The organism is Elusimicrobiota bacterium (assembly GCA_016706425.1).
Taxonomy (GTDB): domain Bacteria; phylum Elusimicrobiota; class Elusimicrobia; order FEN-1173; family FEN-1173; genus JADJJR01.
In genome coordinates, this window is sequence record JADJJR010000001.1 from 1945874 (window position 1) to 1972263 (window position 26390).

At 67.9% G+C, this 26390-nt stretch carries 20 protein-coding genes; 1 reads left to right on the forward strand and 19 read right to left on the reverse strand.

The annotated features are described in order from the left end of the window. Positions 1-34 precede the first annotated feature (34 nt). The 12 genes from ispE to IPI56_08080 form a co-directional block, all read right to left on the reverse strand. Entirely contained in the window at positions 35-898 is an 864-nt protein-coding gene (gene ispE / locus IPI56_08025) for a 4-(cytidine 5'-diphospho)-2-C-methyl-D-erythritol kinase (GenBank protein MBK7545671.1), read from the reverse strand. Continuing rightward, positions 895-3042, reverse strand: coding sequence for a tetratricopeptide repeat protein (locus IPI56_08030; GenBank protein MBK7545672.1), 2148 nt, complete (start codon positions 3040-3042; stop codon positions 895-897). The genes ispE and IPI56_08030 overlap by 4 nt, the downstream gene beginning before the upstream one ends. Then, entirely contained in the window at positions 3039-3476 is a 438-nt protein-coding gene (gene rimI / locus IPI56_08035) for a ribosomal protein S18-alanine N-acetyltransferase (protein ID MBK7545673.1), read from the reverse strand. The genes IPI56_08030 and rimI overlap by 4 nt, the downstream gene beginning before the upstream one ends. 7 nt (positions 3477-3483) lie before the next feature. Next, a complete protein-coding gene (gene tsaB / locus IPI56_08040) occupies positions 3484-4272 on the reverse strand; it encodes a tRNA (adenosine(37)-N6)-threonylcarbamoyltransferase complex dimerization subunit type 1 TsaB (GenBank protein MBK7545674.1) in 789 nt (262 codons plus the stop codon). Next, entirely contained in the window at positions 4269-4733 is a 465-nt protein-coding gene (tsaE, locus tag IPI56_08045) for a tRNA (adenosine(37)-N6)-threonylcarbamoyltransferase complex ATPase subunit type 1 TsaE (GenBank protein ID MBK7545675.1), read from the reverse strand. Before tsaE ends, tsaB begins: the two co-directional genes overlap by 4 nt. Positions 4734-4746: 13 nt before the next feature. Further along, the gene (thiL, locus tag IPI56_08050; protein ID MBK7545676.1) at positions 4747-5688 is read right to left on the reverse strand and encodes a thiamine-phosphate kinase; all 942 of its coding nucleotides are present in this window, start codon (positions 5686-5688) and stop codon (positions 4747-4749) included. Between the two features lie 32 nt (positions 5689-5720). Continuing rightward, positions 5721-6884: an amidohydrolase gene (locus IPI56_08055; protein ID MBK7545677.1), complete on the reverse strand. Its 1164-nt coding sequence runs from the start codon at positions 6882-6884 to the stop codon at positions 5721-5723. A 56-nt stretch (positions 6885-6940) separates the two neighbouring features. Continuing rightward, positions 6941-7825 carry an NAD(P)H-hydrate dehydratase gene (locus IPI56_08060; protein MBK7545678.1) on the reverse strand — a complete coding sequence of 295 codons (885 nt, stop codon included), beginning with the start codon at positions 7823-7825 and terminating at the stop codon, positions 6941-6943. Beyond that, positions 7822-8175 carry a holo-ACP synthase gene (gene acpS / locus IPI56_08065; GenBank protein MBK7545679.1) on the reverse strand — a complete coding sequence of 118 codons (354 nt, stop codon included), beginning with the start codon at positions 8173-8175 and terminating at the stop codon, positions 7822-7824. Before acpS ends, IPI56_08060 begins: the two co-directional genes overlap by 4 nt. Before the next feature lie 36 nt (positions 8176-8211). Continuing rightward, complete coding sequence (locus IPI56_08070; GenBank protein MBK7545680.1) at positions 8212-10098, reverse strand: ComEC/Rec2 family competence protein; 1887 nt, start codon at positions 10096-10098, stop codon at positions 8212-8214. A 7-nt stretch (positions 10099-10105) separates the two neighbouring features. Continuing rightward, positions 10106-10648, reverse strand: coding sequence for a methyl-accepting chemotaxis protein (locus tag IPI56_08075; protein ID MBK7545681.1), 543 nt, complete (start codon positions 10646-10648; stop codon positions 10106-10108). Between the two features lie 136 nt (positions 10649-10784). After that, positions 10785-15671, reverse strand: a complete 4887-nt coding sequence (locus IPI56_08080) for a hypothetical protein (GenBank protein ID MBK7545682.1) — start codon at positions 15669-15671, stop codon at positions 10785-10787. 74 nt (positions 15672-15745) lie between these two features. Between IPI56_08080 and IPI56_08085 the strand changes: the two genes are divergently transcribed. Then, entirely contained in the window at positions 15746-17071 is a 1326-nt protein-coding gene (locus IPI56_08085) for an amino acid permease (protein MBK7545683.1), read from the forward strand. Positions 17072-17090: 19 nt separating this feature from the next. Here the strand turns inward: IPI56_08085 and IPI56_08090 are convergent, their stop codons facing one another. From IPI56_08090 to sucC, 7 genes are all read right to left on the reverse strand, one after another. Beyond that, positions 17091-18947: an N-acetylmuramoyl-L-alanine amidase gene (locus IPI56_08090; GenBank protein ID MBK7545684.1), complete on the reverse strand. Its 1857-nt coding sequence runs from the start codon at positions 18945-18947 to the stop codon at positions 17091-17093. Next, positions 18944-20134 carry a DUF819 family protein gene (locus tag IPI56_08095; GenBank protein ID MBK7545685.1) on the reverse strand — a complete coding sequence of 397 codons (1191 nt, stop codon included), beginning with the start codon at positions 20132-20134 and terminating at the stop codon, positions 18944-18946. The genes IPI56_08090 and IPI56_08095 overlap by 4 nt, the downstream gene beginning before the upstream one ends. Beyond that, positions 20128-21051 carry a hypothetical protein gene (locus IPI56_08100; protein MBK7545686.1) on the reverse strand — a complete coding sequence of 308 codons (924 nt, stop codon included), beginning with the start codon at positions 21049-21051 and terminating at the stop codon, positions 20128-20130. The genes IPI56_08095 and IPI56_08100 overlap by 7 nt, the downstream gene beginning before the upstream one ends. A gap of 176 nt (positions 21052-21227) precedes the next feature. Further along, positions 21228-22289: a C40 family peptidase gene (locus tag IPI56_08105; protein ID MBK7545687.1), complete on the reverse strand. Its 1062-nt coding sequence runs from the start codon at positions 22287-22289 to the stop codon at positions 21228-21230. Next, a complete protein-coding gene (locus tag IPI56_08110; protein ID MBK7545688.1) occupies positions 22286-24256 on the reverse strand; it encodes a glycogen debranching enzyme family protein in 1971 nt (656 codons plus the stop codon). The genes IPI56_08105 and IPI56_08110 overlap by 4 nt, the downstream gene beginning before the upstream one ends. Before the next feature lie 7 nt (positions 24257-24263). Continuing rightward, positions 24264-25181, reverse strand: a complete 918-nt coding sequence (gene sucD, locus IPI56_08115) for a succinate--CoA ligase subunit alpha (GenBank protein MBK7545689.1) — start codon at positions 25179-25181, stop codon at positions 24264-24266. Beyond that, entirely contained in the window at positions 25178-26359 is a 1182-nt protein-coding gene (sucC, locus tag IPI56_08120) for an ADP-forming succinate--CoA ligase subunit beta (GenBank protein MBK7545690.1), read from the reverse strand. Before sucC ends, sucD begins: the two co-directional genes overlap by 4 nt. Positions 26360-26390: the final 31 nt, after the last annotated feature.

The window sequence follows — 26390 nt, forward strand, 5'->3', positions numbered from 1 at the left end:
ACGGCGGAGAAATCCCCTTTCCCGCGGGCGACGGTCACGGCCGGTCCACCGAACGGACGAGCCAGACGTCCCCGACGGACCGGGGCAGCGCCGCCTTCACGCGGCGCCCGTGGGCGGCGTCGTCGACCGGCCCGAAAACGGACGAACCGGACCCCGACATCAGCGCGGTTAACGCGCCCGCCGCGACCAAGGCCCGTTTGGTTTCGGCCACCGGACCCAGGCGCGGCACCACCACTTCCTCCAACCGGTTAAAGAGCCACGAGGCCCACAGGCGCGGCGGTTCCCCCGCCCGCAGGGCTCGGGTCAGTTTAAGGCACGAACGCCGAGCCGTCAAGGGAAACCGAAGCGCGCGGTAAGCCTCCGCCGTCGAGGAAAAAACGCGCGGGAAGACCAAAACAAACCAAAGGGGCCGGCGGCGGCGCGTGGGCAGGGGCGTCAACACCTCGCCCACTCCCCCCGCCCGGGCCAACCCCCCGCGCAAAAAGAACGGAACGTCCGCGCCCAAACCCCGGGCGATCCGGGCCAACGCGCGGACCGGTGCGCGCGCCCGCGACAACGCGTTCAGAGCGCGCAGCGCCGTGGCCGCGTTGCCCGATCCACCGCCCAGTCCCGCGCCCACGGGGATCCGCTTCGTCAAACGGAACGTCACCCCCACCGGCCCCCGGGCGGCGGTCCAGGCGTCCGCGGCGCGACGCACCAAGTTGCGTTCGTCCACGGGCAAGGACGGGTCGTCGCAGGTGAGCACCACCCGGCCGTCGCGGCGGGGCGTGGCCCGCAAACGGTCCCCCAGGGAAATTTCTTGAAATACGGAGTCCAGCGTGTGGTAGCCATCGGCCCGCCGGCGGAGGATTTCCAAAAAAAGGTTGATTTTGGCCGGGGAATGAAGCGACGGGTTCATGGGTCCAGGCGGAACACGTCGGCGTGGATCTTTTCTCCCACGGCCATACGGGAGAAGCGAAAGGTCAAAGCCACCCCGTTGGGCGCCCGCACCTCCATCGCTCCCGGAAGCCACACGCCATCGACCTCCCGGGGGTCCGCAAAGGCGAGACGCACCGGCGCGCCCGAGGGGTCGGGGACCGAAAGCGACAGAGGGGTTTTGGTTTTTAAATCCAGGCGCAATTCCCCGGCCGGTCCGCTGTAAACCAGGTGGCCGCCTTCAACGCGAACGGTCACCGCGGGGTCGTCGAACCGGGAAAACACCGCGCCGGAGAAAACACCGCCCAACAACGCGAGCCACGGCCCCGGGTCGACATCGATCGCGCCGGTCGGAGACCACCGCGACCGGCCGCCCACGGAAATCAAAACCATTTGCGGCGTGAGCGGCGGCCCCAACAGTTCGAAACGGAATCGGTCGGGGCGGGCGTAATAGAACAGCGCGGACCCGCGCACCGGAAAACCGTCCCCCGCCCGGCCCGCCACGGCCGCCACCCCGGAGAGGACGTTCATCCCACGAAAGTTGCGCTCCGCCCGCTTGAGCAGGACGCGCGGACCGGACAAATCCGTGACATCGTCGGGGACCAAGCCGGAACCCAGACGCTGACGGGTTCCCGAATCCGCGGGATCGGCCAAATGGGCTTCCCGCCACGCGCGGCGGGCCGCGTCCCTCCGGCCCTGTTGGGCGAGGGCGTCCCCGTAATGCCGCCAGACCACGGCGTCCGCGGCGATCGGGGCCGCCGATTCCAAAGCGGCGATGGCTTCGTCCCACCGACCGAGCCGAAAAAAAACCCAGCCCAGGGAATCCCGATAGGCGGGATTTTCCGGATCCAGGGCCACGGCGCGACGGACCAAGGACAGGGCTTCCTCCAAATTTTCACCCCGATCGGCCCAACTGTACCCCAGGTAATTGAGCGCGACGTGATGCTCGGGATTCAGGGCGATGACCCGGCGCAGGGCGGGCACCGCCCGGTCGAATTTCCCGGCCTTGTCCCAGGCCAGGGCCAACTGAAAATGCGCGTCCACGCGCGCGGGGTCGAGCGCCACCGTGCGGGTCAGCCACCGTCGGGCCGACCGGACGCGGCCCGCCTCCGCGTGGGCGAGGGCCAGGTAGTAGGCGAAATCGGGATTGTCGGGTTGGGATTTTTGGAGGGTTTTGAAGACACGCAACGCGTCGCGGGTCCGTCCCAGGCGGGAATAATACGTCGCCAGACGGATCAATACGCCCGGGTCGCGGTTCGACTCGGCGACGCGCTCCATGCGGGCGAGGGCGGAAGGCCAATCCCCCTTGTCCTGGTCGATCAAGGCGCGCCAAAAGAGCGCGCTCTCGTTGTCGGGGGCGAGGCGGAGGGCGCGGTCGAGCAAATCCCGCGCCGCGTCCCCCCGATCGCGGCCGTACTCCAATTGCCCCAGTCGCGTCAGGACCTGGACGTCATCGGGATTCAACTCCAAATACGCCGCGTAGGCGGCGACGGCGGTGGCCGTGTCGCCACGCGCGTCGTAAAGCCCGGCCAGCGCCAGTTGCGCGTCGAGATTTTCCGGATCCTGGGCCAGAACCTTCTTCCAGGTTTTCTCGGCGGCGGCGTAATCCCCCTGGGTCTGCTGCATTTCGGCCAGGCGGGTTCGCACGTCCTCCTGCTCCGGGTTGGCAAGCAAAAATTTTTCGAGAAGGGCGCGCGCCGCGCCGGGGTCGGATCGTTCGCGGTGACTGGAGGCCCAACCGAGGGCCTCGACGTTCTCCGGCTCAAGCCGCAGGGCCTGGTCGAAGGCGGTCCGGGCGGCCGCGGTTTCACCGGCGGCCAGTTGGGCACGGCCCAGGGCCAGGAACCCCGCGGCCGTGGCGCTGTCCAGGGCCACCCATTCCCGCGCCGCGGACATAGCGTCCTCCGGCCGGCCCGCGCGAAGGGCGGTTTCGGCCAGCGCCCGCCGGACCGCGACGGACTCCGGGAATTGGGCCGCCAAACCGCGGTAGCGGGCGATCGATTCGTTCCACCGGCCGAGGCGGGCTTCCCACCGCGCCCGGCCAAAATCGTTGAGGGCCGCCCAGGGATCCGCCGACCCCGCGAGCGGGGCCGCCCACAACAAAAGAATCCACGCTTTTTTCATCATTCCAGTGCTCGCTCCATCAAGAGCGCCGCCTCGCGGTTTTCATAAAAAGCGGGGCGGCGGTGGGTTGTGAGAAAACCGTGTTTTTCGTAGAGCGCGCGGGCCGGGGCGTTGCCCTCGCGCACTTCCAAAGTGACTCGACGGGCCCCGGCGCGGCGCGCTTCGTCGAGCAGGCGCTCCAACAACCGGGTCCCCCCTCCGCGGCGCCGTTGGGCCTCCGTCACCGCGAGGTTGGCCAACTGGCCCTCATCGGCCACCATCCACAAGAAAGCGTATCCCACCAACGCGGCCCCTTCGACGAGGGCCCAGCCGCGACTGTGGGGGCCGGTCAACTCCCGCTGAAATTGCGCCGCGGTCCACGGGCTGGCGGACGCGCGCCGGTCGATGTCCGCGGCGGCGGCAACGTCCTCGGGACCGAAAGCGCGCAAATCGGACAAAGGCCGATCAGCGGGCCGCGGCGGCCTCTTCGGCGTAGGAGGGGCGGAGGTACAACGGACGCACCTGACTGAAGGACTTCACTTCCCGCCGGAAAAATTTTTCCGACCCCAGGGCGGCCACCCAATAGGCGTGAGAATCCGCCACCGCGGCGTTGAAACGCGCTCGACGGCCGAAGGCTTTCGACAGTTCCTTGCGGTAGCGCTGGGCCGCGGACCCCACGAACAGGAGGGACTGGGCTTGGAAACAGTTTTGGAAGAAGTGAAGGAACCGATCGAAGGGAAACAGTGTCGGCGCGTGAACCAATTTGAAGTGGTGGCCAAAGGTGTGGTAGGAGCGCCCCGAGGGGACGCCCCGGCGGCTTTTGTCCGTGATCTTGTGGAACCGCCAGACCGCCATGTAGACGTCGCCGCGCAGGGCGTCCATCAAAACGCAGAGCATGTCTTCGCGGAAGTTCCAAACGAAGGATTTTCCCGTCTGCCACCCCGACCCCTCGGCCGCCAAGGCTTCGAGGCTGGTGATGTCGATCAAAGGCTTCTGGAGCGTGAGGGACAAGGTGCGGGCCGCCGACACGCCCAGGCGGATGCCGGTGAAACGGCCGGGCCCCACGTCCACCGCCAGGGCGTCGAGATCCTGCGGCCCCCAGGGCATTTTTTTAAAAACGTCGTTCAAGGCGGGCATCAGTTGCTGGCTGTGGGTGCCGGTGTCGGGGAGGGTTTTTTCCGCCCGGACACGGAAGTCTTCCCACACGCACACGCCGAGGCGCGGGCCGGTGGTTTCAATGCCAAGGATTTTCATGTCAGCCTCTTGAGGGTCTTGATGATCTCTTCGGACCGGGATCCGTAGACGAAAAACTCAACGCGCCGCGCGTCCTGCCCCTGGTGGGAAATGCGCACGGGCATCGCCTGCGAGGGCCAAAGGAATTGGCCTTTTTCCGCCCACTCCACGGCGGTGACGCCCGAGTCCTCGTGCAGCTCCTCCCATTCCAGAGCGGGGATTTCGACCGGGGTCAATCGATAAAGGTCCACGTGGCGGAGCGTCACGGCCCCTTTTTTCGATCGGTGGGTCTGAACGATCGCGAAGGTGGGGCTCGTGGGGGTGTCCTCCACGTGGAGAGCCGCCGCCAGGCCCTTCACGAACACGGTCTTGCCGCTGCCCAATTCGCCCATGAGGGCGATCCAATCCCCCGGCTTCATCAAGCGTCCGACGGCCTGCGCGAGGGCGAGCGTTTCCGCCTCGTTTTTCGTTTCCCGGACCAAGGCCGGGGCCTTTCTAACCGTTAAAGTGCTCGTAAGCAGGGGGAACCTCCCGTGGAATCCCATTTTCGTACACCCGCGCGCCGTGGCGCGCCGGTTCGATGCGGCCGATGATCCGGACCGTCCCGCTTTTCATCCACCGCCCCGCCGAAGCGGGCGCGGCGGTCAACAACAATTCGTAATCTTCCCCCCCCGCGAGGGCGAGGGACGCGGCCCGCGATCCCGCCCACCGCCGCAACGCGCCCGAAAGGGGCAGTCGCTCGGCGTCCACCCGGGCGCCGACGCCGGACGCCGCCGTCAGAATTCTCAACGACCGCCACAAACCGTCCGACACATCCAGTCCCGCCGTGATTTGCCCGGAGCGGGCGAGCGACCGGGCCCAGGCCAGGCGCGGCGTCGGACGGCGAAACCGATCCACCAAAAAGCGCTCATCGGCCGTGGCGGGCCGACCCCGCTTCTCCAGAATCCGCAACCCGGCCGCCGCGTCGCCGAGCGTGCCCGTCGCCAAAAGCAGATCGCCGGGCCGCGCCGTCGAGCGGCGGAACACCGGGCCCCGGACGCGCCCCAAGGCGGTCAACGAAAACGTCATCCGGGACGCCCGCACCGTGTCGCCCCCCACCAACTTAAAACCGGACCGGCGGGCCAAGGCGGCGAACCCCCGGTAAAAATCCTCGACGAAGGGCACCGGCGTTCCCGACGGCAGACCGGCCGAGAGGACCCCCAAAACCGGCTCGACGTCGCCCATGGCCGCGAGGTCCGACAGATTCACCGCCAGAGTCTTGTGGCCCAGATCAGCGCCGCCCGTCCATCGGCGTCGAAAGTGGACGCCCTCGACCAGCATGTCGGTCGTGATCGCCCAGGTCTCGCCGCCCGCGCGAAAGAGCGCGGCGTCGTCCCCGGGCCCGAGCGGAATCGTTTTTCCCAAACCGCGGTTCAGCCGGGGCAGAAGCGCGGCCAAAAGCCCCCACTCCCCCAACCCGCCCACCGTTTTCAGCGGGCCAACTCCCGCAGGGCCCGCCGGGCCGCCGCCACAAGGAATCGGACCCCGGTCAGCATCGCGGGCTCGTGCAACGCGAACGCCGCGTGGTGCCAAGGGCGGCGCGAGCGCGCGTCGGCGCCCGTGCCGAGATAGACGAAACATCCCGGCGCCCGATGGAGGTACTCTGAGAAATCTTCGCCCCCCATGGACGGCGCGTCCAAGGCGATGGCGCGTGTCTCGCCCACGATCTCGACGGCCGCGCGGCGGGCCAAGGCCGCCATGGCGCGGTCGTTGACGACCGCGCGGCCCAGCACCTCGTATTTCAATTCCACCCGGCCGCCCTGCCCGCGCACGACGCCTTCGGCCGTTCGGCGGATCAAAGCGGGCATTCGCGTGTGGGTTTTCTCCGACAGGGTGCGGACCGTCCCGGTGAGCGTCACCAAAGACGGCAAAATATTGAAGCGTTCCCCGCCGTGGATCGTCCCGATCGTGAGCACCACCGGTTCCACCGGGTCCGTGCGGCGCGACACAAGGGTCTGCAACGCCGTCACCACCTGCGCCGCCAGGACCACCGCGTCGATCCCTTCGTGCGGATACGCCCCGTGGCCTCCCTCGCCGATTACCGTCAAGGTGAACCGGTCGACCGCGGCCATCAAGGGGCCGGGTTTGACGCCCAGGGTGCCCGCCCGCAGACGGGGGTTGACGTGCACGCCGAACACCGCGTCCACCGCCGGCCGGCGAAAGGCGCCCTGGGCCAGCAGGGACTTGGCCCCCTTCGAACCCTCTTCGTCGGGTTGGAACAAGAACTTGACCGTGCCCGGCGCGCCCAGCCCCTCTTTTTTCAGGTGCAGGGCGGCCGTCAACAGCATGGCGGTGTGGGCGTCGTGGCCGCAGGCGTGCATCACGCCGGGGTTTTGGGAGCGAAAGGTCGAGGGGTTTTTCTCTTGAAGCGGAAGGGCGTCCATGTCCGCGCGGAGCGCCACGCAGGGGCCGCGCCCCTCGGTGATCCAGGCCACGCCGCCCGTGGGGCGCGCGCGCCGGAACGGGACGCCCCCGTCCCGCAGGGTCCGCGCCACCAGGGCCGTGGTGCGGAACTCCCGGCCGCCCAACTCGGGCCAGCGGTGAATTTTCCGACGCAACGCGACCGCCGTTTGAAGCGCGACGGCGTCGTTCACGGCAAAGGAATAAAGGGGCGGAGGGAATTCATGGGGGACGGTTTATTATATCAAAATCAACGACGGAAACCGGCGTCCGCAAAAGCGGCCGGCAGGGCGTCCACCACGTCCCCCGCGACCAGGGAAATTTCCCCGCGCGCGCGGGCCGCCCGGTCGCCCGCGCGGCCGTGCAACCAAACGCCCAGGACCGCGGCGCGGCGCAGTGTTTCGGCCGGAGCGGGGCCGCGCGCCTGCCCGATCAAGGCGCCGATCACGCCCGCCAAAACATCCCCCGTGCCGCCCGTGGCCAGGCCCGGGTTCCCCACACCGGCCACAAAATCCACCTTCCCATCGGTCACGACCGTGCCCCATCCCTTCAACACAACCACCGCGCCGAACCGCCGGGCGGCCGCCCGGGCCGCGCCCCGCCGGTCTTTCTCCACCACCGCGGTCGTTACGCCCAAAAGTCGGGCCATCTCGCCGGCGTGGGGCGTCAGCACGAGCGGGGGCCGCCGCGCGGGCCAGGCCCCCGCCGCCACGGCGTTCAAGCCGTCGGCGTCCAAAACCACCGGAACATCGACAACCGCCAAAAACTTTTCGACGAACCGGGCCGCCGACGGTGCCATCGACAAACCGGGCCCCAACACGACGCTCGTCGCCCGGCGGCGGCGCAGGAAAGCCCGCGCCGGTTCCGCGGCCCGGGGCGTCAAAGCGCCCCGCCGGTCCGGCAAAGGCAACGTCATGGCTTCCCAGGGCCCGCCCACGGCCGCGACAACCTCCAGGGAATCGGGCACGGCCATGGTCGCCAGACCCGCGCCCGCGCGCAGCGCCCCGGCGGCGGCCAGACGGGGCGCGCCCATCAGACCCCGCGATCCACCGATCACCAGCACGTGGCCGAAATCGTTTTTGTGCGCGGCGCGCGGCCGCGGGGGCAACCAGGACTGGAAAACGGGGCGCTTCACCGGGGGGCGTAGACCGCCACGGCGACCGCCTGGGTGGCGGTGTGGGACAGGGACAGGGAAAACCGGGGTTCGTGTTTTTTCAAACGGGTGGACAATTCGACGCGGGGTTTCCCGGAGGGGGCGTTGCGGACCGAAATTTCTTTGTGGGCGACACCCGCGATTCCCAACGCCTTGTACACCGCCTCCTTGGCCGCGAAGCGGACCGCGAAATGCTGGGCCGCGTTCTTTTTCTCCCGGCAATAGGCCACCTCCCGGTCCGAAAAGACGCGACCCACAAAGCGCGGATTGCGGACCAACCGGCCCACCCGCGCCACGTCCACAATATCGATGCCCACGGACGGTGTTTTCACGCCCGCATTTTAACACTTCGCCGGGCCCGATAACGCTCAGCGGGGCGTTAATCGGAACCCGGCGCCGTCCTCCTCCAACGTTAAACCCGCCGCCCCCGCCCGATGCACGGCCGTCGGCGGGTCCCGGGCGCGAACCGCCTTGGGCAACCGCGGGCCCTGGTACACGATCCAACGCGGCGCCAACGCCTTGAGGATTTCCTCCGACGGGGGGCCACGCCCCGCCGGGGTCCAACCGAGAACCTCCACCCGGGGAAGGCCCCGGCGCACGAGGATTTTTTGTTGGGCCCGGCTGAGCCCCACCGCCACAAACACCCGCCCCGTCGATCCCGGGATTTCGAAAGCGTAACCGGGCCCCTCCGGACGGAGGAAAACGCCGGGAAACCCGCGGCCGTCGCCCTTCGCCCAAAGCGGGCCGGCCCCGGTGGTGGACACACGCAGAACGTAGGTCTCCGCCCCCCGGGACACGCCGATTGTCCGCACCCGACCGCCCTGCCACCGCACGCGGAGGGTGGGGGGGCGCTCGGCGCCGGCCCAAAGCCCCGTCGCCACAAGGAGCGCCGCCCCGGCAAAAAACTTTTTTCGGTCGCGACCCCTTCGAAAAGCGAAGAACGCCATAAACACACCTCCCGCCACGGTCAAAGCCCCCGCGAGGCTCAATGGCCGCGTCCACTCCGCCCCGGGCAGTCCCGCGCACCCCTGGGTCCAAGCGGCCAAGACCCGAAGCACGCCCTCCGTCGGTGGGACGACCCACCCCGCCGCCGACGGCCACACCGTGTGCAAAAACCCCAACACGGCGCCCATCCCCAGGGCCAGTTCCGCCAGGGGCACCGCCACCATATTGGAAAATATTCCAACCCAGGAAAACCGGCCGAAGTAAAAAAGCAGAAAGGGGGCGAGGGCCACCTGGGGAGCGAGACCGACCAGCCAAACCCGGGTCAGCCGGCCCCGCGCGACGATCCCTTGCGGCCTGTCGTCCCCGTCCCGCTTTCGGGGCCAGGCCCACAACAGAGCCGCCGTGGCCGCGTAGGACATTTGAAACCCCGGATGAAACAATACACCCGGGCGCGTCATCACCAGAACGACGCCCGACACAACCAAAATCCTCAACGGGCGATCCCAACGGCCGCACAGCGCCGCGGCCGCGCCGAAAGCGACCATAAACGCCGCCCGCAAAACCGGCGGATCGTTCCCCGCCACCCCGGCGTAAAAATACGCCACCGCCGGAACGGTCCAGAGGGCCCAGCGCCGCGGCCACCACAAGCCCCAGCGCGCGATCGCCCACCAGAGGGCGACGACAAAACCGACGTTGGTGCCCGAGGCCACGAGCAGGTGGAGGGTGCCGCTGCGGCGGAAATCCTCCGCGAGGCGGGAGCCGACGGCGGGGCGCTCCCCCAGAACGATTCCCGCCATCAAGGGCGCGGCGACGGGGCTCAAACGCTCTTGAAAGGCGGCCCGGCAGGCCTGTCGGGCCGCCGACATCCAGCGGCGGGGATCCCACGGCGGGGCGCGCTCCACCAACCGGTCCCGCCCCGGGAGGGCCCACAAGACGCCCCCCGCGCCGTCCGGAACGCGGCGGGGAATCCCCTCGACGGCCACGCGGTCCCCCCAGGCCCAGGGACGGCCGGGCGCGCGACGAAAAACCCGCCAGCGCCCGCGCGCCGGGCGGAGCGCGCCGCTTTCCTGGATCCACTCGGCCTTCAAGTCGATGACGTCCCCCACGGCCGCGCCGCGGGGGTGGGTGGCCACGCGCCCGACGACCCGCACCACGGGACCGGCCGCGCCGGGCGGTGCGGGCGGGGACCACAGGGACAACGCGGCCGCCGCCAAGGCCGCCCAGCCCAGCACGGGCGCCACGGCGCGGGGACCCCACCAAAAGAGCGCCGCCGCGCCCGGCGAACCGGGCGCGGCGGCGGGGTCGATCAAGGCCGTGTTAAATCTTAAAGCCCTTGTGGAGGTGGTCCACGTCGGACTTGATCTGGGCCAACCGCTGATGGGCCTCCGCCGACAAGTGCCGGTCGCTGATCAGGTCGGTCAATTGCTTGGACACCCGCATGGCCAAATGGGCGTCCTGCGTGACCAACCGCTGGAGGGATTCCACCATCAAATTAAACTCGTCCTGGAAATCCATCAATTCGTCCCCGGTGCGCAGGCGGGCGCGGTGCGTGAGATCGCCCGATCCGACGGCGCGGGCGGACCGCTCGAAGCGATAGATCGGCCCGGCGAGCTTGTGGGAGGCGAAAACCGCGAAGATCGTCACGGCGACCATGTAGAGCGCGAGCTTCACAAGGAAAATGTAGCTGTCTTTCTGGAAGAGTTCGTAAAGGCTCGGGTCCATGAAATTTTGGATTTCCCGACCGAAGTGGTAGTAAAAATCCACCCCGATGGCCGTCACGGCGATCAACACGAAGGTCGTGACGAGAAAGACGAATTTGCTTTGCATCCCGCGCTTGATAATGACGATTTTCCGCTTCACGCGCGGCGGCTGAAACGGATCTCGGTTCTGCGGCTGAACGTTTGTGTGTGTGTGGGCCATAGTGTTTAAAAGTTAACAGAGAAATCGGTCCTTGTCAACAACCGGCCGGGGGCCGGAAAGGGCCGGGCGCTGGGCCCTAGGCCGAGCGGGCGATGGCGCGGGCCACCCGATCGATGGCGTCCAGGTCCATGGGCTTGAGGGGAACACTTCGCAGGGCGTCCATGAGCACGACGATCGCCTGCCGGAACAAGTCCGTCCGCGCGCCATCCGCGCGCAGGGGAAAGGACATCGGAACCAAAAGCCGGCATCCGGCGAACCGCCCCGGATCCACACCCCGCGCGAGGGTGAACCGTTCCACCGCCGCGAGGGAAAGAACCCCGCCTTGGACCAACCCCGCGCCATCGAGCGGCTTGTGACCGGCCGCCCGCAGGACCGCGTCGGCGGCCGGGTTCAACGCGATGACCACCGCGTCGGCTCCGGGGTTTCGCGGCACCCGGCCCGCCATTTCTTCGTCGGCCAACCAAACGCGCAGCACGGGCGCGTCGTTGGGCGTGGGATAATCCCCTTGAAACAAGACCGCCAGCGCGGTTCGCAGCGAAACAAAATCCAGGCCCACTCCTTGCCCACGCAAACCGTCCCGCAAAGGCTTCAAGAAATCGGGGCGCCGGTCCCACCCCCGGTCCAAAACCACTTGAAGGAACGCCGAGCCATCCACATCCAAAGACAACGGGGTGGCCTCGAGTTCGTCCAAAAGCCGCTCAAGCGGTTCCGATGCGCGCGTTGCCACCGCCGCCCCGAGGGCCTCCGCCGCGCGGAGGGGCGCCGCTCGGTGGGTCCGCCGCGCGCGCCAGGCTCCGTGGACGAAAACCGCCGTTCCCACCACCAACGTCACGGCCGGCCACAGGGCGTCTGTCACCGCCGGAAGAGCCAACCCGGCCGCCTCGGCCGTTCCGGGAACGCCCCAGAGTCCCGCGCCCAAAATCGCGGCCGGGCCAATGAATCCCCACCCCCGCAATCCGCCCCGCTGGCCCGTCCACGGGAACCGGACCTCCTCGGGTCGCCGTCGTGAAGAAGACAAACCGCGCTCGCCCCGTTCCCAGCGGTGAATTTCCCGGACGGCGCGGGCGTTGGCGAGGAACGCGTCGAGGGAAAACACCGATTGGCGGAGCGTGTTCTCGAATACACGAAGGGCCATCGCGGGGGAATCGTCCTCGGAATTCGGTGGATCCAAACGGCCCGGGGCCAAAAGGGCTCCGAGAAACTGGATCCACCGGGCGGCCCGCTGGACGGGGGACACCGCCCCTTTTTGGATGTCCTCCATCACCGCTTCGCCCGCGGTCCGGTGCGCCGGCGTGGGCGCCACCGCCCCCAGGGTTTCTCGCGACCGGGCCTCGAGGATCGGCAAGGCCGCGCGGGCTTCGCTGTCGCTCATCGACCAACCCAAAACAAAATCGCGCACCGCGGCTTCCGGATCGGAATTTTCGGCGTCGCCCGCGATCCACTCCAGGAGCCGCTCGACGCCGTCGCCCAGAGCCACGTCGTCGTCGGGGACGTTCGGATTCCAGAAAAGGGCCCGCGCGTCCGCCTCGGTCCAAGGGGCATCGGGAGCGCGCAGAAGGTCCCACCCGACGCGACCGAGCCGACGGGCGGGGGTCTGCTCCGGAAGGATTTCCACCAAGTCGTTCGCCCCGCCTTCAAAGGCCTCGCTCAAGGGTGTTCCGAGGTTTTGAACCAGCCACAGGGTTCGAAGCCCCTCCTCCCCGGAGTCGGCCGGCACGCCCGCGGATAAAAACAAGGCGCTCCAGGCCGCCCGCAGGTCGTCGAAAGAGAGGGCCCCCGCCAAGCACAACCGCGCGGATTCCACGAGTTCCGGCGTGAGGCGGACGAACGCCGCGCCGTCCGACGGCAACACCCGGGCCAGGGGCTCCACCCCCTCCCGGGCCGACGCGATCGATGGACCGCTCACGATCTGTTGATGCACTTTGTCCAGCCACAGGGGAAAAGCGTCCCGCCCGTTGGGCAGCTTGGCGTCAAGGACGAACGGAACCGAGACGTCAATCAGGGCCCGCGAGATCCCATCGATCACGGTGGGCGATGGCCCCGCCTCCGCGGCGCCGGCGGCGCGCGCCTCGCGGCGCAACCGGTCGGCCGATTCGAGACGCGCCAACCCCTGCTGAATCCCAAAGGCCAGCCTGTGGGGGGCCAGGTGGGTCGCCACCCCGGCTTCCAGTAACAAGCGATAAAAACGATCCCGCAGTTCCTCGGTGGCGACAAGGCGCGCCCTGATGCGGCCGCGCCCGGCCAGGACCCGGGCGCGGCCGTACCAGCCCAGGAGGCCCGCCATCGTCGATCGACGGCGGGGGCCCGCGTCCCGCAGGCGTTCGGTCCGCACCGCCCAATATTCTTCCGCGATGTCCTCGGAGCCCGGGAACACGCTTTTGAAGCGGGACCGAAAACGGGCCGCGGCGCGAAGCGTCCGATCGTGCTGCGCGGGGCTTAAGGACCGGTATCGCTCCCCCTCTTCCGCGCGGATGTTCCAGAAATCGTCGAACGAGAAATGCACCCCGGCGGTCAACACCTCCTCCGCCAAGGCCGCCGCGATCCGCCGGTCGCCCGCGCGGGAGTCCCCGTCCAGTCCATAAATGGGAAGAATTTCCTCCGTCAACAAAAACCGCTGAACGGCCGCGATGTCCCCCCCGCGAAAACGCACGACGCGTTTTTCCGCCGTGTCCTCCCGGTGGATCGCGCCGCGATCCCAGGGGTCCAGCCCATCGGAATCCACCGCCCAAAACTCGATCGGTCGGCCATCGCGGCCACGGGGTGTTTCTTCTTGAAACAACGCGGCGGCGGCGCGCACGGCCCTCAGGAGGCTGGGGGATTTCTCCCCGTCCCCCGGCGTCCCGGCACCGGGCAAAAGAAGATCGGCCAATCCGCTGTGCTCGAACAAATCCTCCGTCCATTCCCGAGCGAGGCCGCGCCGCTCGGCGCGGGACAAAAGAGCCCCCCGGCCTTGGGCCAATCGGTCCTGGGCCCGCCGCAGGCGCCGCGGTTCCCCCCACAAGATGAAATCCGCCGTCCCGCCGCGAGCGCGGGACCCCCGCGCCCCCTTCACCCAGACCCGAAGCCGATCCCCCCATTCCGAAGCGACCGGAGTTTCGCGAATTTCCGCCAAGCCGCCCCCCGCGTCCAATCGGCCCGTCACCCGCACCGTCCCGCCTGTGTCCGTGTTCCGCACCGTCATGACGGCCCCCTCGGGCCCGTCCTCGGACCACACCGCGAGGGGCGGCGAATCCGGCCCCGCGAGGGCGACCGCGTCCGCCTCTTCCTCGGTGTGATCCGTCGCGGCGTCGCGCAACTCCCGCACCAGAGGGACCCCCACGCGCAACCGTTCCTGTTCCGCCGCGGGAAAGGGCGCGGGGGCCAAAAAGAGGCGGTTCCCTTGGAAAAGACGTTCCAAGGGAGACTTTTCACGCACAAAGACCGACAGGGCCGCCGTACCCGCGGGCCCGTCCACCGCCTCCACCCGAGGAACGAAATCAATCACCGAGATCCCGGCGCGCCCCAAGGCGGCGCCCACACCGGCCGCGTGGTAACCGCCGGTGACCAGGGCCACCCGCGTTGCGGAGCCCGCGCGAACAGCCGTCTCCACGGAGCGCGCCATGGCGCCGTCCCGCTCGTCGGCCCGTTGATAGAACGCCGTGAACGTCGCCCAATCGACGCCTTCCGGAGCCTGTCCCGCGTCCTCCGATCGAAGCGCGCGCCATTCGGGCGGAGTCAGGGCGAAGGCGGCGAGTTTTTCGTAAAGCGTGATCCGGCGGGCGCGCCGTGCCCAGGCGGCTTCGAGGGGGCCCCGCGCCGCCCGCCCGTAGGCCGCGTCCTCCAATCGGGGCAGTTCAGCGTAAAGGGCCTCCCCGTCGATGGCCTGGGCGCGGCGAACGTACCGGAAGTAACCGGACAAAGCGGCCCCGGGGGCGGGGTCGATCCCCTTTCGTCGGCACACACCGGAGACGAAATCGTAAAAATCCCCGTGCGAAAGGGCGCCGGCCCGGTGGTCCGCCGCGCGGGCGATCAGACCGTCGTTTTCGGCCGGGGTCAGAACCGGCACCAACCGTTCGAACAGGCGGCGCCGTTCGTCGGCCACCGCCGCAAAATCCAAGGTCTGTTCCAGGGCCAACACGTTGAGCAACGCGGCCGCCGTCGGAGCCCGGGCCGATTCACCGGCCGCTTCCATCACCGCGCGCAAATAATCGCCCAACCCCGCGCGACCGGTGTGGTACCGAACCACCGCCGCGTCCAAGCGCCGCAACCCCGTTGAAACCGGGGCCGCGGCCAGCTTCGCCCGCTCCGCCACCAGGACCGCCGAAGCCGCGGGCACGGCGGGCGCGGACCGCCGATAGGCTTCGACGTTCGCCGCGTGCAGACGGGGGTCGTCCACCCCCCACAGGGGGGGCGCGGCCGTTGACAAAGTCAGGACGGCGTGGATCGGGCCTGAAATCCTCCCCTCGGCCAACAACCGATCGGCGACGGTGGCCACGGCGGCGCGGTCGGGGAAACGCCGGAAGCGTTCCAAATCGATGGGCCCGAAAGCCCCTTCGAGGGCCAGGGCGTCCAAGGGCGCGCGGGCCATCAACCGTTCGAGGGCTCGACCGATGTTGCGCTGGGCGCTCTCGTTGGCGTGCACGTCGTGGACGTGCACGACCACGGGCGCGCGGTCGGACAGCCACCTAATTTTTCGAACGGTCCCGAAGGGCGCCAACGCGTCCACGATCGCGCGCGCCCCGCGGGGGGCGGAAACCGAGGCGGAGGGACCGCTCCCGGGGACCCCCCGTGAAACCGGGAGCGCCGACCAAAACCCCTCGGTGTGCGGGGCCGCCGTTTCGGCCCGACGGCGTTCGGACCACAGGCCGCCGCCCGACCATCCGCCGGAACCGGGCCACGCCAGGAGGAGGGACAAACCCACCGCTCCCCAACGACGGAGCCGGATCACGTCGAAAAAACGCCGAACGATGGGAGCAAGGGCCATAAATACGATGGATGCGTCATGTTGGCCAATCCGCCACCTCCCGAAGAAACATTGAACAATGCTATCCTTCATTCATGCCGGAACCACTTCAACGTCGCCTTTCTTTGACCGACGCTTCGGCCCTGGTCGTGGGTTGCATCATCGGCGCGGGCATTTTCCGCCTCTCCGATTCGGTGGCCCGCCAATCGTCTTCCGTCGGCCTTTTCCTGGCGGCGTGGGTCATCGGCGGCCTGTTATCGCTTTGCGGGGCTCTGGTGTGGGCGGAACTGGCGACGCGCTTTCCCCGAAACGGCGGCGAATACGTTTTTCTATCCCACACTTTCGGACGGTCCTGGGGTTTCGTTTACGGGTTCACCCGTCTGTTCGTCAACCGCACGGGAACCCTGGCGATCCTCGCCTACGTCTTCGCCGAGCATTTGGCCCGGGCCGCGGGCGCGTCGGCGGGCGTCGTCCGGCCGGCGGCCACGGCGGCCGTGATCCTCTTAACCGTGATCAACGCCGCCGGGCTTCGGTTCGGCAAGAACATTCAAAACGTTTTCACCGCGCTCAAGGTGTCGGCCCTCCTGGGCATCATCGTTGTCGGGGCCCTGGCCGGCAAGGGCGAGGTGTCGCACTTCACCCCCCTGTGGGTGCCGTCGGGAAATTGGTTGTCGCAATTGGGGTTGGCCTTGATTCCCGTGTTGTGGACGTACGGTGGGTGGTACGAAGCGGCCTACGTCGCCGGCGAAGTGAAGAACCCCGAACGCAACTTGCCGCGAGCGATTGTGGGCGGTCTGCTGGTCACCACCGCGCTGTATTTGGCCGTCAACCTGGTTTACGTTTACTACCTGCCCTTGCCGACCCTGCGCGAAACCGATCTCGTCGCGGCCGGCGCCATGGACCGCGTTTTTTCCGGCGCGGGCGGTCGGCTGGTGGCGGCCGCCGTGATGGTCTCCACCTTCGGCGCCCTCAACGGCTACATCCTATCGGGGGGACGCATCCTGGCCGCCATGGGCGAAGACCACGCGCTGTTCCGGCGGTTCGGGCGCCGGCACCCCGCCACCGACACGCCGATTTTGGCCCTGCTGGCGAACGCGGTCCTCACGCTGGTCTTGATTTGGACGGGCACCCTGGACAGCATCGTGACCTTCACCGAGATTGTGATTTACCTGTTTTTCGCGATGACGGGGGTCGCGGCGTTGGTGTTGCGGCGGCGACACGGGACGCCGCCGGGGGTCTACCGGGTTTGGGGGTTTCCGTACACGCCGGCGGTGTTCATCGCGCTCAATTTGGCGATCGTCTTGAACGGCGTTTTAGAGCAACCCCGCGAGGCCCTGTTCGGCATCGCCGTCGCCGCCGTCGGCATTCCCCTCTACTGGATCTCCTGGTCCCTCGACCAGAAAAAAGTTAATCCCACCTAGACACCAGCGGCCGGCGCGTTTACGGCGCCGACGCGTCCCGGCGCCGCATCTCCTCGACAAACCTCTTGAGGCCACGCACCGTGACGTCCGCGCAATCGCATTGGAATTTTTCCGTTTTGAGCAGGGCCTCCTCCTCCGGCAGGATCAGGTAGGCCGACTCCGTCAACACCGACGGCATTTGGGGCGTGCGCGGCAAAGCCAAATTGCCGTAATGCAACCCGTCGTCGCGCAGGCGCGGGGAGGCCCCTTCGCGGCCGAATTGTTCCCGGTACGCGTTGTAGATGGCGTTGGCCAACCCGAACCCGTGGGGCTGGTAGTAGTACACGCCGAACCCGTTCCGCTCAAAGGGGTTGGACCCCTCCGGCAAGGCGTTGTTGTGCACGCTGATTAAAATATCGCCGCCCGCCGCCCAGGCCGCCTTGGGGCGGTCGTAGAGGGCCACGTGCTCGGAGCCGTTCCGCAGCATCGTGACCTCCGCCCGCTCCTGCAGCAATTTTTTCTCCAGGCATTTGGCGATGGCGAGGTTGGCGTCTTTTTCCAGATACTCCGTGGGCCCGATGGCCCCCCGGTCCGCGGAATGCCCCGGGTCGACGATGACCCGCAGTCCGGCCAGGGACGCCGGCGCCTTGGGGTTGGCCAGGGGGCGGCGCAATTCCAGAACGAACGTTCCGTTTTCGTAACGCGCGTCGTAACCCCACCAGCGGCCCGGGTGCGTGTGAAGCCGCAGGCGGTAGGTCGTTGAATCGTCCTGGAACCATTCCGCGCGCTTCACGGCGGCCTGGGGCGCGTTGTTGTAGTGCATCCAGTCGGTGTTCGATGTCGCCCCGAAAAACAAAATTTCGATCAGGTCCTCTTCGGCCACGCGGACCTCGTAGGGGACCCGTTGGCCCAACGCCATGCGAACCCGCGTGTGGCGGCCGACCCCGTCGATGGACACGGCCCCCACGGTGGTCAAGGGCGGCGGCGTCCCCGCCGGCAGGCGGCGGACTTCGTCCTCCCCGATCCAGGCCTCCCGGGAAGCGGACAGCCGAACCCGCAACTCGTCGCCGCGTTTCCCCGTCACCCAAAGGCGCGTGGTGGGCGGCGGGAACATGGCGTACCCGGCCTTTTCGTTTTTCTGAGGACCGGGGCCCGTGCGCAAAATGGCCAAATCGGTGGACACCTCCACCACCCAGGGCGTCGATTCGTCCAACAAACTGATCTTGCCCGGGGCGGTCGCCGTTTCTCGACGGTTTTTCTTTTTGTCGAAGAAAGCGATTTTGATTTTCGCTTCCTTCAACGGTTTTTCATGGGAAAGGGTGTGGAGCCCGCGGTAGAGCCCGGCGCCGCGCTCCGTGAGCGGGTATTTCTTTGTCCCGTCCCCCACCTGAAAATAGACCTCCCGCCCGGTGGGGGCCAGGGCCTGGACGCTCACCATTTCCCCGCCGCGCAAGGTCACGTCCACCGCCGGCTGCAACGGGGTGACGCCGGTCACCGCGCCGCCGCCCCCCCCGGCCACCGTCACGCGCCGCGTCGCGACGGCCGTTCCCATCGGCAAGCGCAATTCCGCCTGGAGGGTGTTGGCCCCCGGGCTGTAGGGCACCATGGTCAGCCAGCCCCCGCCGGGGTGGATCGGAACGGAACGGCCGTTCACCGTCAGCTGGCCCCGGGGGTCGGCGAAACCGTAAACGAAAGACGAACGCACCGCCGGAAGCGCGGCCCCTTCGGGCGGATGGACGATTTTCAAGGAGGGCCGCTCGGGCAAGGGCTCCGCCACCGCGACCGTCATCGATGAGACCGGCAAAACGACCTCGTCCGTTTCTTCCGGCCAGGCTGGGCCTTCCGCGCGAACCCCCGCCGCCGCCGCGACCAACACAACCAACAGCCAACGTTTCATGATCGTCCTCCGAAAAAGAGACAAAGTTGCGCCGTCACCAAACCCAAATAGGTTCCCACGACGTTGCCCGCCACCGCGAGCAACAACCCCACGGCCGCCAGAGTGGGCCGGTACACGGCCGCCACCATGGGCGCCGACACCACACCGCCCACACAGGCTTGACTGGCGGTGGCCACGAGGGCCAGGGGCCACCGAAAGAGCCGGGCCCCCGCCATCAAAAAAACCGCGTGGACGGCCAAGGCGCCCGCGCCCATCGCCAAATAGGCCGGGGCGCGGCCCAGCGCCCCTAAGGATGCCTGGGCGCCCAGGGTCGTCAAGAGGAAATAAAGGAGCGCGTTTCCGAGGAACTCGGTCCGCTCGGGGCGCGCCCGAAACCGTCCCGAAAAAGCCAACCCCAAACCCACGGTGGTGACCGTCAACACCGTCCAGGTGGTGGTCTTGAAACCCGCCGCGACGGAAGGTGCCACCGCCGCCAAGCCCTCGGTCAGCGAGGGGCCCAGGCGGCGCCCCACCCAAATACCCAGAACCCCGACGGCCCCCGCCGCCAGGGGCACGCCCGCCCAGGGTCCGTCGGCGCGACGATCGGCGGGCGCGCTTTCCAAAGCGCCCACCCCCGCGTCGCGGGCCGCCACCCAACCGTCAAATCGGGCCTGGCGGCCGGCGGCCCAGATTAAAAACGCCATCCAGGCGTAGGCGAAAAACGCGTCCACAACGATGATCGGCGCGAAGGCCGACTCCGGGGCCGATAGGCCCTCTTTGACGGCGATCATGTTGGCGCTCCCCCCCGTCCAACTGGCCGCCAAGGCCCCCGCGGCGGCCCAGGCTCCGTCGGGCAGCCAACGGGATAAAAGCCCGTGGGCGAGCCACATTCCCGCCATCACCCCCGCGAACCCCAACCCCAGGGCGCCGACGGCGGGCCGCCCCAATTTCCGCAGGGCCGCGAGATCGGCGTTCAAAATCAAGAGCGCCAGGCACGGCGGCAGGACGACGGCCCCCGCCGTGTCGTACAGGGCGTGCCGGGCGGGCAGGAGACCGAAGGCGGTGAGAAGGGCGGGCAAAAAATAGGCGTAAAACGGCAACGGCACCCATCGAAAAAAAATCCCGAACCGGGGCGATCCCCGGGCGCGCAAAAGGAGGGCCACCGTCCCCGCCAACACGCCCGCAAGGACCACCGGGTTTTTTAACACGTCAGCCCCAGCCCCGCCCCGGCGCGGCGCGGCAGGACGACCCAGGGGCCCCGACGACGGTAGCCGCCCCGGGCCGGCGTCGGGCGAAGAATCAAATCCGAATCCAAATCCAAATAATCAAAGGCCCCGGTCCCCAGGGCGAAATGGACCGCGGCCGACAAACCGACGCGGGATTCGGCCATGCACCCGATCATAAAAGCTTTTTCTTTGGGGACGGCGCGGGGCGCGAAAGCCTCCAAAATGGCGAGGGAGCGCAACAGTCCGCTCTTGGCCAATTTGATGTTGGGGCCCCGCGCGACGCCCGCCCGAACCGCCCGCCGCGCGTCGGCGGGATTTTGCAGGGTCTCGTCCAGGACAAACGGCCCCAACCCCCGTCGCCGCCCGGCCGAAAGGGCCCGCCAATCCCGCTTGCCGAAGGGCTCTTCAATGGCCTCGAGCCGAATGCCGTCCCGGCGAAGTCCGTGCAGAAGTTCCTCAAGCCCCTCGGGCGTGAAGCTCTGGTTGGGGTCCGCCAACAGCCGCGCGCGGGGCGCTCCGCGGCGGGCGGCGCGCAACCGCTCGCGGTTCGCGCCCGATAGTTCCCGCCCGTTCAGCTTGAGTTTCAAAATTCGCCAGCCCGCCCGCGCGGCGCGCCGCGCCGCGGCCCCGACCCGCGCGGGAGACACCGCGGAAACCGTCATCACCGTTTCCGCCTCGCGGCGACGCCCGCCCCACAGGTCGGCGCAGGTTTGTCCCTCGGCCCGGGCCAGGGCGTCCCAGACCGCCGCCTCAAAGGCGCCGACGGCCGTCGGCCAACGCGCCTCGAACCGCCAGGCCTCCGCCACCCAAGCCGAAACGTCCCGAACGTCCCGCCCGCGGAACCGGACCGCGAGCCGCCGCAGGGCCGCCGCCATCCCCGGTCCCGTTTGATCGGGCATGGCCAAGGACGACGACGCTTCCCCCCATCCGACGGCGCCGCCCGACAAAACGAGACGGATCAGGACATTGTCGGTGTGGGTTTTTCGGCCCAGGGCGGTGACAAAGGGACGGCGCAGTCCCCACCGGACCGGCGTGACCGCCGCCCCGGAAAGACGGAAGGGGGAGGGCCGCGCGTTCAGGGGAGGAGCCGGCCGAAGTAAACGATTTTGTCACCGGTCGGCGCGGCGTGCGTCCAGGCGGACCGCGCCCCTCCCAACTTTTTTTTGAAGGACACGCGCCGCACGGTGTGGAATTCGTAAACCGCCTCCAACAAATTCTCCCCGCCCTCGTAGAGCATGACGTGGACGATTTTGTCGGGGGCGTCTTTTTTGGCCAGGAAAACCACATCCCCGGGCTGCAGAGCGTTGGCGTTGGCCACCGGTTTCGCCAGCAGGAACTGTTCGTGGGAATCCCGGGGGATGGCGTACCCGGCCACCCGGTAGCTCAGGTTCACGAGTCCCGAACAATCCACTCCCGAGGGGTGTTCGCGGTCGGAGGGGCGGTGGGCGGCGCGTCCGCCCCAAAAATACGGTTGGCCGAGGTACAGGCGGGCCGTCCGCAAAATCAAGTCCCGAATTTCCTCACCGCCGCGGGGGATCTCGCGGTCCATCAACAGGTCCTTGTTGCGAATATGTCCGGTGTGGCCGGAGGGCGCCGCCACCCGGGACCAGCGACGGTCCCGGTAAATCACATGGAAGCGGCTGCCCAGAGGCAGTTTACTGCGGGGCGACCGCCATTCCTTGGTGGCGTAGACGAAGATGTAAGGACGGCGGGCCGTGGCGTTAAAAGTGGTGTCCGGGGGCGCGCGAAGCAGGTCGTCTTTGCGCACCCAACCGGGGTAACCCTGCCAATGGTTGTGGTGGGTGAATTCGGCCTGCTCCACGGCTTCCACGCGGTACCACCCGTTTTTTTCCTCGTAAACCCGCACGGTTTCACCGTGCAGCAGCTGCGTTTCCTGAAGGGGATCGATGGGGTAAGGCCGCCGGCGAGCGAGGGCCGGGTCCCCCGGTTCTGGCTCCCGCCGAAGATCCGCCAGGGGGCTGTTGACCACCATTTCCACCGAAGGACCGGGGACCGCGCCCGCTTTGGCCCGTCGGACCGGTCCGCTGGGCGTGAACAAAATCTCGAAATCCTCGGCGGTGGACCCCATTGCCGCAAGGACCAACGCCCCCGTGATCCAAAGCCGTCGATGTGTCATAGGACAACCCCCTCTTCCCACAGAACCCGCAACACCTCGCCCACGCTCCAAGCCTGCGCGGGGCATCCCCGGGGGGCGTGGGGGGCGTCGCCGTCGAAAATCTCCGGCAATTGACCCACGCCGCCCGCGTTCAAATGGTTGGACAACGGCCGCAAAAATTCGACCAGCTGTTTTTTGGCCTCCGCGGAGGACCCGTGGACCTTGGCGTGGGCGGTCAGGAAGGGCCCCAGCAACCACGGCCACACCGTCCCCTGGTGATAGGCGCGATCCCGCTCGGCGGGAGCGCCCGCGCAAACGGGTCGATAGGACGGGGCCCCCCGCGCGAGGGTGCGCAACCCCACGGGGGTCAGCAACTCCCGCGCGGCGGTGTCGAGGACCGGCTGAAAATGTTTTTCGTCCAAAATCTCGTAGGGGAAAGCCAGGGCGAAGAGCGCGTTGGGCCGGACTTGGGCGTCCCGGTGGCGGCCGTTAATCACGTCGAACAAATAAGCGTTTTCGGCGTTCCAAAACTTTTCGTTGAAGTTCTTTTGGGCGATTTGAGCCAATTGGTCGTAACCCCGGGTCGGCTCCTTCCATTTCAATTGGACTTCCACCAGGAATTGCAGGGCGTTGTACCAGAGGGCCTGGATTTCCACGGGTTTTCCCTCCCGCGGGGTGACGGGTTTTCCATCGACCGCGGCGTCCATCCAGGTCAACGCCCGTTCGCCGGCGGGCGCTTCGATCAACCCGTCGCCGTCCATGCGAATCCCGTGGTCGGTGCCGTGTTGATAGGCGTCGACGATGTCCCGCATCACGGGCAACCAACGCCGGACCGATTCGTCGTCGTGGGTCGCGCGGTGGTAAGCTTGAACGGCGCGAACAAACCAAAGGGGCGCGTCCATCGCGTTGTACGAAGTGGGCGAGTCCCCCTCCGGGAATTGGTTGGGCAACAACCCCTGATGGACGTGCCGGGCGTAGGTGTCCAGGAGCGCCGGCCCTTCCGTCCATCGGCCCGTCGCCAAAAAAAGTCCGGGGAAGGCGATTAACGCGTCGCGGCTCCAATCCCCGAACCACGGGTAACCGGCGATGACGCTGGCCCCCTCGCCCCGGGTCACGATGAACTGGTCGGCGGCCGCCGTCAGGGTCGCGGCCATCGGCCCGCGCACCAAGGCGGCGCGGACCAGGCGCCGACGCTGGTCACGCTCCTCCTCTTCCCAAAGGTCGCCGTCGACACCGCCGTCCCGTTCGGTCGACAGGAACAAGCGCACCGGTCGACCGGGCTCGAGAGGAAGACGAAAAACGCCCGGGGAGAACGCGTCCTCGATTTTGTCCAAGCCCCGCTGGTCCTCCACCGCGTACACCTGGTTCCGGTACCAGGTGGGATCGATCTGGAACTCGCCCGCCGACCCCCACATCGCGACCCGACCCGACGCGCCCTCAACGCGGGCCCCGCGTTCGATCGCGCGGGTTTTCCCGTCGAAACGTCCGTCGGAGCGGCCGAGGAAATGGGGGTCCCGGTCGGTGATCAACGGCCGGGCTTCCAGCGCGGACGCGGCCCCGCTCAGCCACCGGTAAGTGACGACCGCCGTGTCCTCCCCGTAACGGAGGAACACCGATTTTTCCACGCGGCCGCCCTCCCAGGCGTACACCCAGGTCGGCCACGGATCGAGGCGGAAACTTTCGAGGACTTTGCATCCCTCGGCTTGAAGGACATCGGGGAATTGCTGGCAGGACAGTTCGACGCGGCGGCCGTTTTGAAGCACGGCGTCCGCCAACCGGTTGACCCATTGGCGGCGGTCCACCGGCGGTCGGCGGGCGGCGGTCAGCAGGCCGTGGTAGCGCCGGGTGTGCCCCCCGGCCACGGTGCCCATGGCGTAGGAGCCGCGACCGTTGGTTTCAATCCATTCCCGCGCGAGGGCCATCGCGGGGACCGAACCGACGGAACGATCGAAAGAAACGGCGGGCGTCCCGCCCGGGGACGGGGCCATGGAGCGATCAACCCACCCGGACGGCGCGGAGCACCATTTCGCCCATGTCGGCGGGCGATTCCACCACTTTGACACCGGCGGCTTCGAGGGCGGCGCGCTTTTCGGCCGCCGTGCCCTTGGCGGACCGGCCGCCCGAGGCGTCCACGATGGCCCCGGCGTGGCCCATGCGCTTGCCCGGGGGGGCCGTGCGGCCGGCGATGAACGCGAAGAGGGGTTTCGTCATGTTTTTTTTGAAGTAGTGGGCCGCGTCCTCTTCGGCGCTGCCCCCGATCTCGCCGATCATGAGCACGCACTCCGTGTCCGGGTCCTTTTCAAACAATTCCAATATGTCCACGAAGCTCGAACCCGCAATGGGGTCGCCGCCGATGCCGACGACGGTGGACTGACCGAGGCCGCGCTGCGTCAACTGCCAAACCGCCTCGTAGGTGAGCGTCCCGGACCGTGACACAATCCCGATCTTGCCCGGCTTGTGGATGTACCCCGGCATGATGCCGATTTTGCATCCGGGCCGTTTTTCATCGCCCGGGGTGATGACGCCCGGGCCGTTGGGCCCGATGAGGCGTGTGGCGCCGCCGCGCAGGGCGGCCTTGACCCGGGCCATGTCCGTCACGGGGATGCCCTCGGTGATGGCAATCACGAGGCCCACCCCCGCGTCGGCCGCCTCCAAAATCGCGTCCGCGGCGAAGGGCGGCGGAACAAAAATCATCGAGGCCATGCCCCGGGGGTCGGCGTCGGCGGCCCGGACGACCTCCTTGACGGTGTTGAAAACGGGAATACCGTCGACGTTCCCCCCGCCCTTGCCCGGCGTGACGCCCCCGACCACGCGGGTGCCGTAGTCACGGCAGCCCTTGGCGTGGAAAGACCCCGCCCCGCCGGTGATGCCCTGGACGATGACTTTGGTGTCGTTGGTGATCAGGATGCTCATGACGCGGCCCCCGCCGCGGCGGCCACGGCTTTTTTCGCCCCGTCCGCCAAGTCCACCGCGGGAGTGATGGCCAGGCCGGAGGCCGAGAGAATTTGGCGACCCTCCTCCACCCGGTTGCCCTCAAGGCGGACCACCAGGGGCCGGTCGAGGCCCGTGTTTTTCACGGCCTGGACCACGCCCTGGGCGATGACGTCACACTTCATGATGCCGCCGAAAATGTTGACCAGAATGGCTTTCACCTTGGGGTCGGACAGGATGATTTGGAAAGCCTCGGTGACCTGCTCCACCGTGGCCCCGCCGCCGACATCGAGAAAATTCGCCGGCTCGCCCCCGTGCAGTTTGATGATGTCCATCGTCGCCATGGCCAAACCCGCCCCGTTGACGAGACAGCCGATGTTGCCGTCCAACCTTATATAGGAGATGCCCACCTCGCCGGCGCGTTTTTCCGCGTCGGACAAGTCGGTCCAATCCGCCTCTTGAAACAGGTCCTTGTGGCGGAAGGCGGCGTTGTCGTCCAGGGTGACTTTGGCGTCCATGGCCAACAGGCGTCTCTCCGCCCCTTCCCCGATCACGCCCAGGGGATTCACCTCCACCAGGCTGGCGTCGGTGGCCAGGAACATTTTGACGAGATTTTGAAGGAAGGCGACCGCGGGCGCCAGTAAATCCCCGGTCAACCCCACGGCGAAGGCCACGTCCCGGGCCTGGAACGCTTCGAGTCCCCGCAGGGGATCGATGTCGACGCGAACGATTTTGTCCGGGGCGGTGACGGCCAGTTCCTCGATGTCCATGCCGCCTTCGCCCGATGCGATCAACACGGGTCGTCCCGTCCGCCGGTTCACGAGGACGGCCACATACAGTTCCCGAACGGCGCGGACCGCCGGTTCGGCCAAAATTTTTCGGACCACGAGCCCCTGGGGCCCGGTCTGGTGTGTGACCAGGGGTTTGCCCAACAGACCTTTGACGAAGGCACCGGCCTCTTTGCTGTCGGCCACGACCTTGACGCCGCCGGCCTTGCCCCGACCGCCCGTGTGCACCTGGGCCTTCAGCACCCAGGGGCCGTCGCCCAGCTTCTTTAATACCGTCCCGACCCGATCCGCCGCCTCCAAAACCCGCCCCGGCAGGACCGGCAAACCGAAACCCGCCATCACGCGTTTGGCTTGATATTCATGCAACTTCATCGTCGCTCCCGTTGATCCGTTGGAATATTGG

Bases quoted from the DNA above. Each gene is read 5' to 3' on its own strand.
- IPI56_08110 (MBK7545688.1), bottom strand. From the start codon at position 24,256: ATGGCCCCGTCCCCGGGCGGGACGCCCGCCGTTTCTTTCGATCGTTCC.
- IPI56_08100 (MBK7545686.1), bottom strand. From the start codon at position 21,051: ATGCCCGATCAAACGGGACCGGGGATGGCGGCGGCCCTGCGGCGGCTC.
- IPI56_08030 (MBK7545672.1), bottom strand. From the start codon at position 3,042: ATGATGAAAAAAGCGTGGATTCTTTTGTTGTGGGCGGCCCCGCTCGCG.
- sucC (MBK7545690.1), bottom strand. From the start codon at position 26,359: ATGAAGTTGCATGAATATCAAGCCAAACGCGTGATGGCGGGTTTCGGT.
- IPI56_08085 (MBK7545683.1), top strand. From the start codon at position 15,746: ATGCCGGAACCACTTCAACGTCGCCTTTCTTTGACCGACGCTTCGGCC.
- tsaB (MBK7545674.1), bottom strand. From the start codon at position 4,272: ATGAAAATCCTTGGCATTGAAACCACCGGCCCGCGCCTCGGCGTGTGC.
- IPI56_08105 (MBK7545687.1), bottom strand. From the start codon at position 22,289: ATGACACATCGACGGCTTTGGATCACGGGGGCGTTGGTCCTTGCGGCA.
- IPI56_08080 (MBK7545682.1), bottom strand. From the start codon at position 15,671: ATGGCCCTTGCTCCCATCGTTCGGCGTTTTTTCGACGTGATCCGGCTC.
- IPI56_08090 (MBK7545684.1), bottom strand. From the start codon at position 18,947: ATGAAACGTTGGCTGTTGGTTGTGTTGGTCGCGGCGGCGGCGGGGGTT.
- ispE (MBK7545671.1), bottom strand. From the start codon at position 898: ATGAACCCGTCGCTTCATTCCCCGGCCAAAATCAACCTTTTTTTGGAA.
- sucD (MBK7545689.1), bottom strand. From the start codon at position 25,181: ATGAGCATCCTGATCACCAACGACACCAAAGTCATCGTCCAGGGCATC.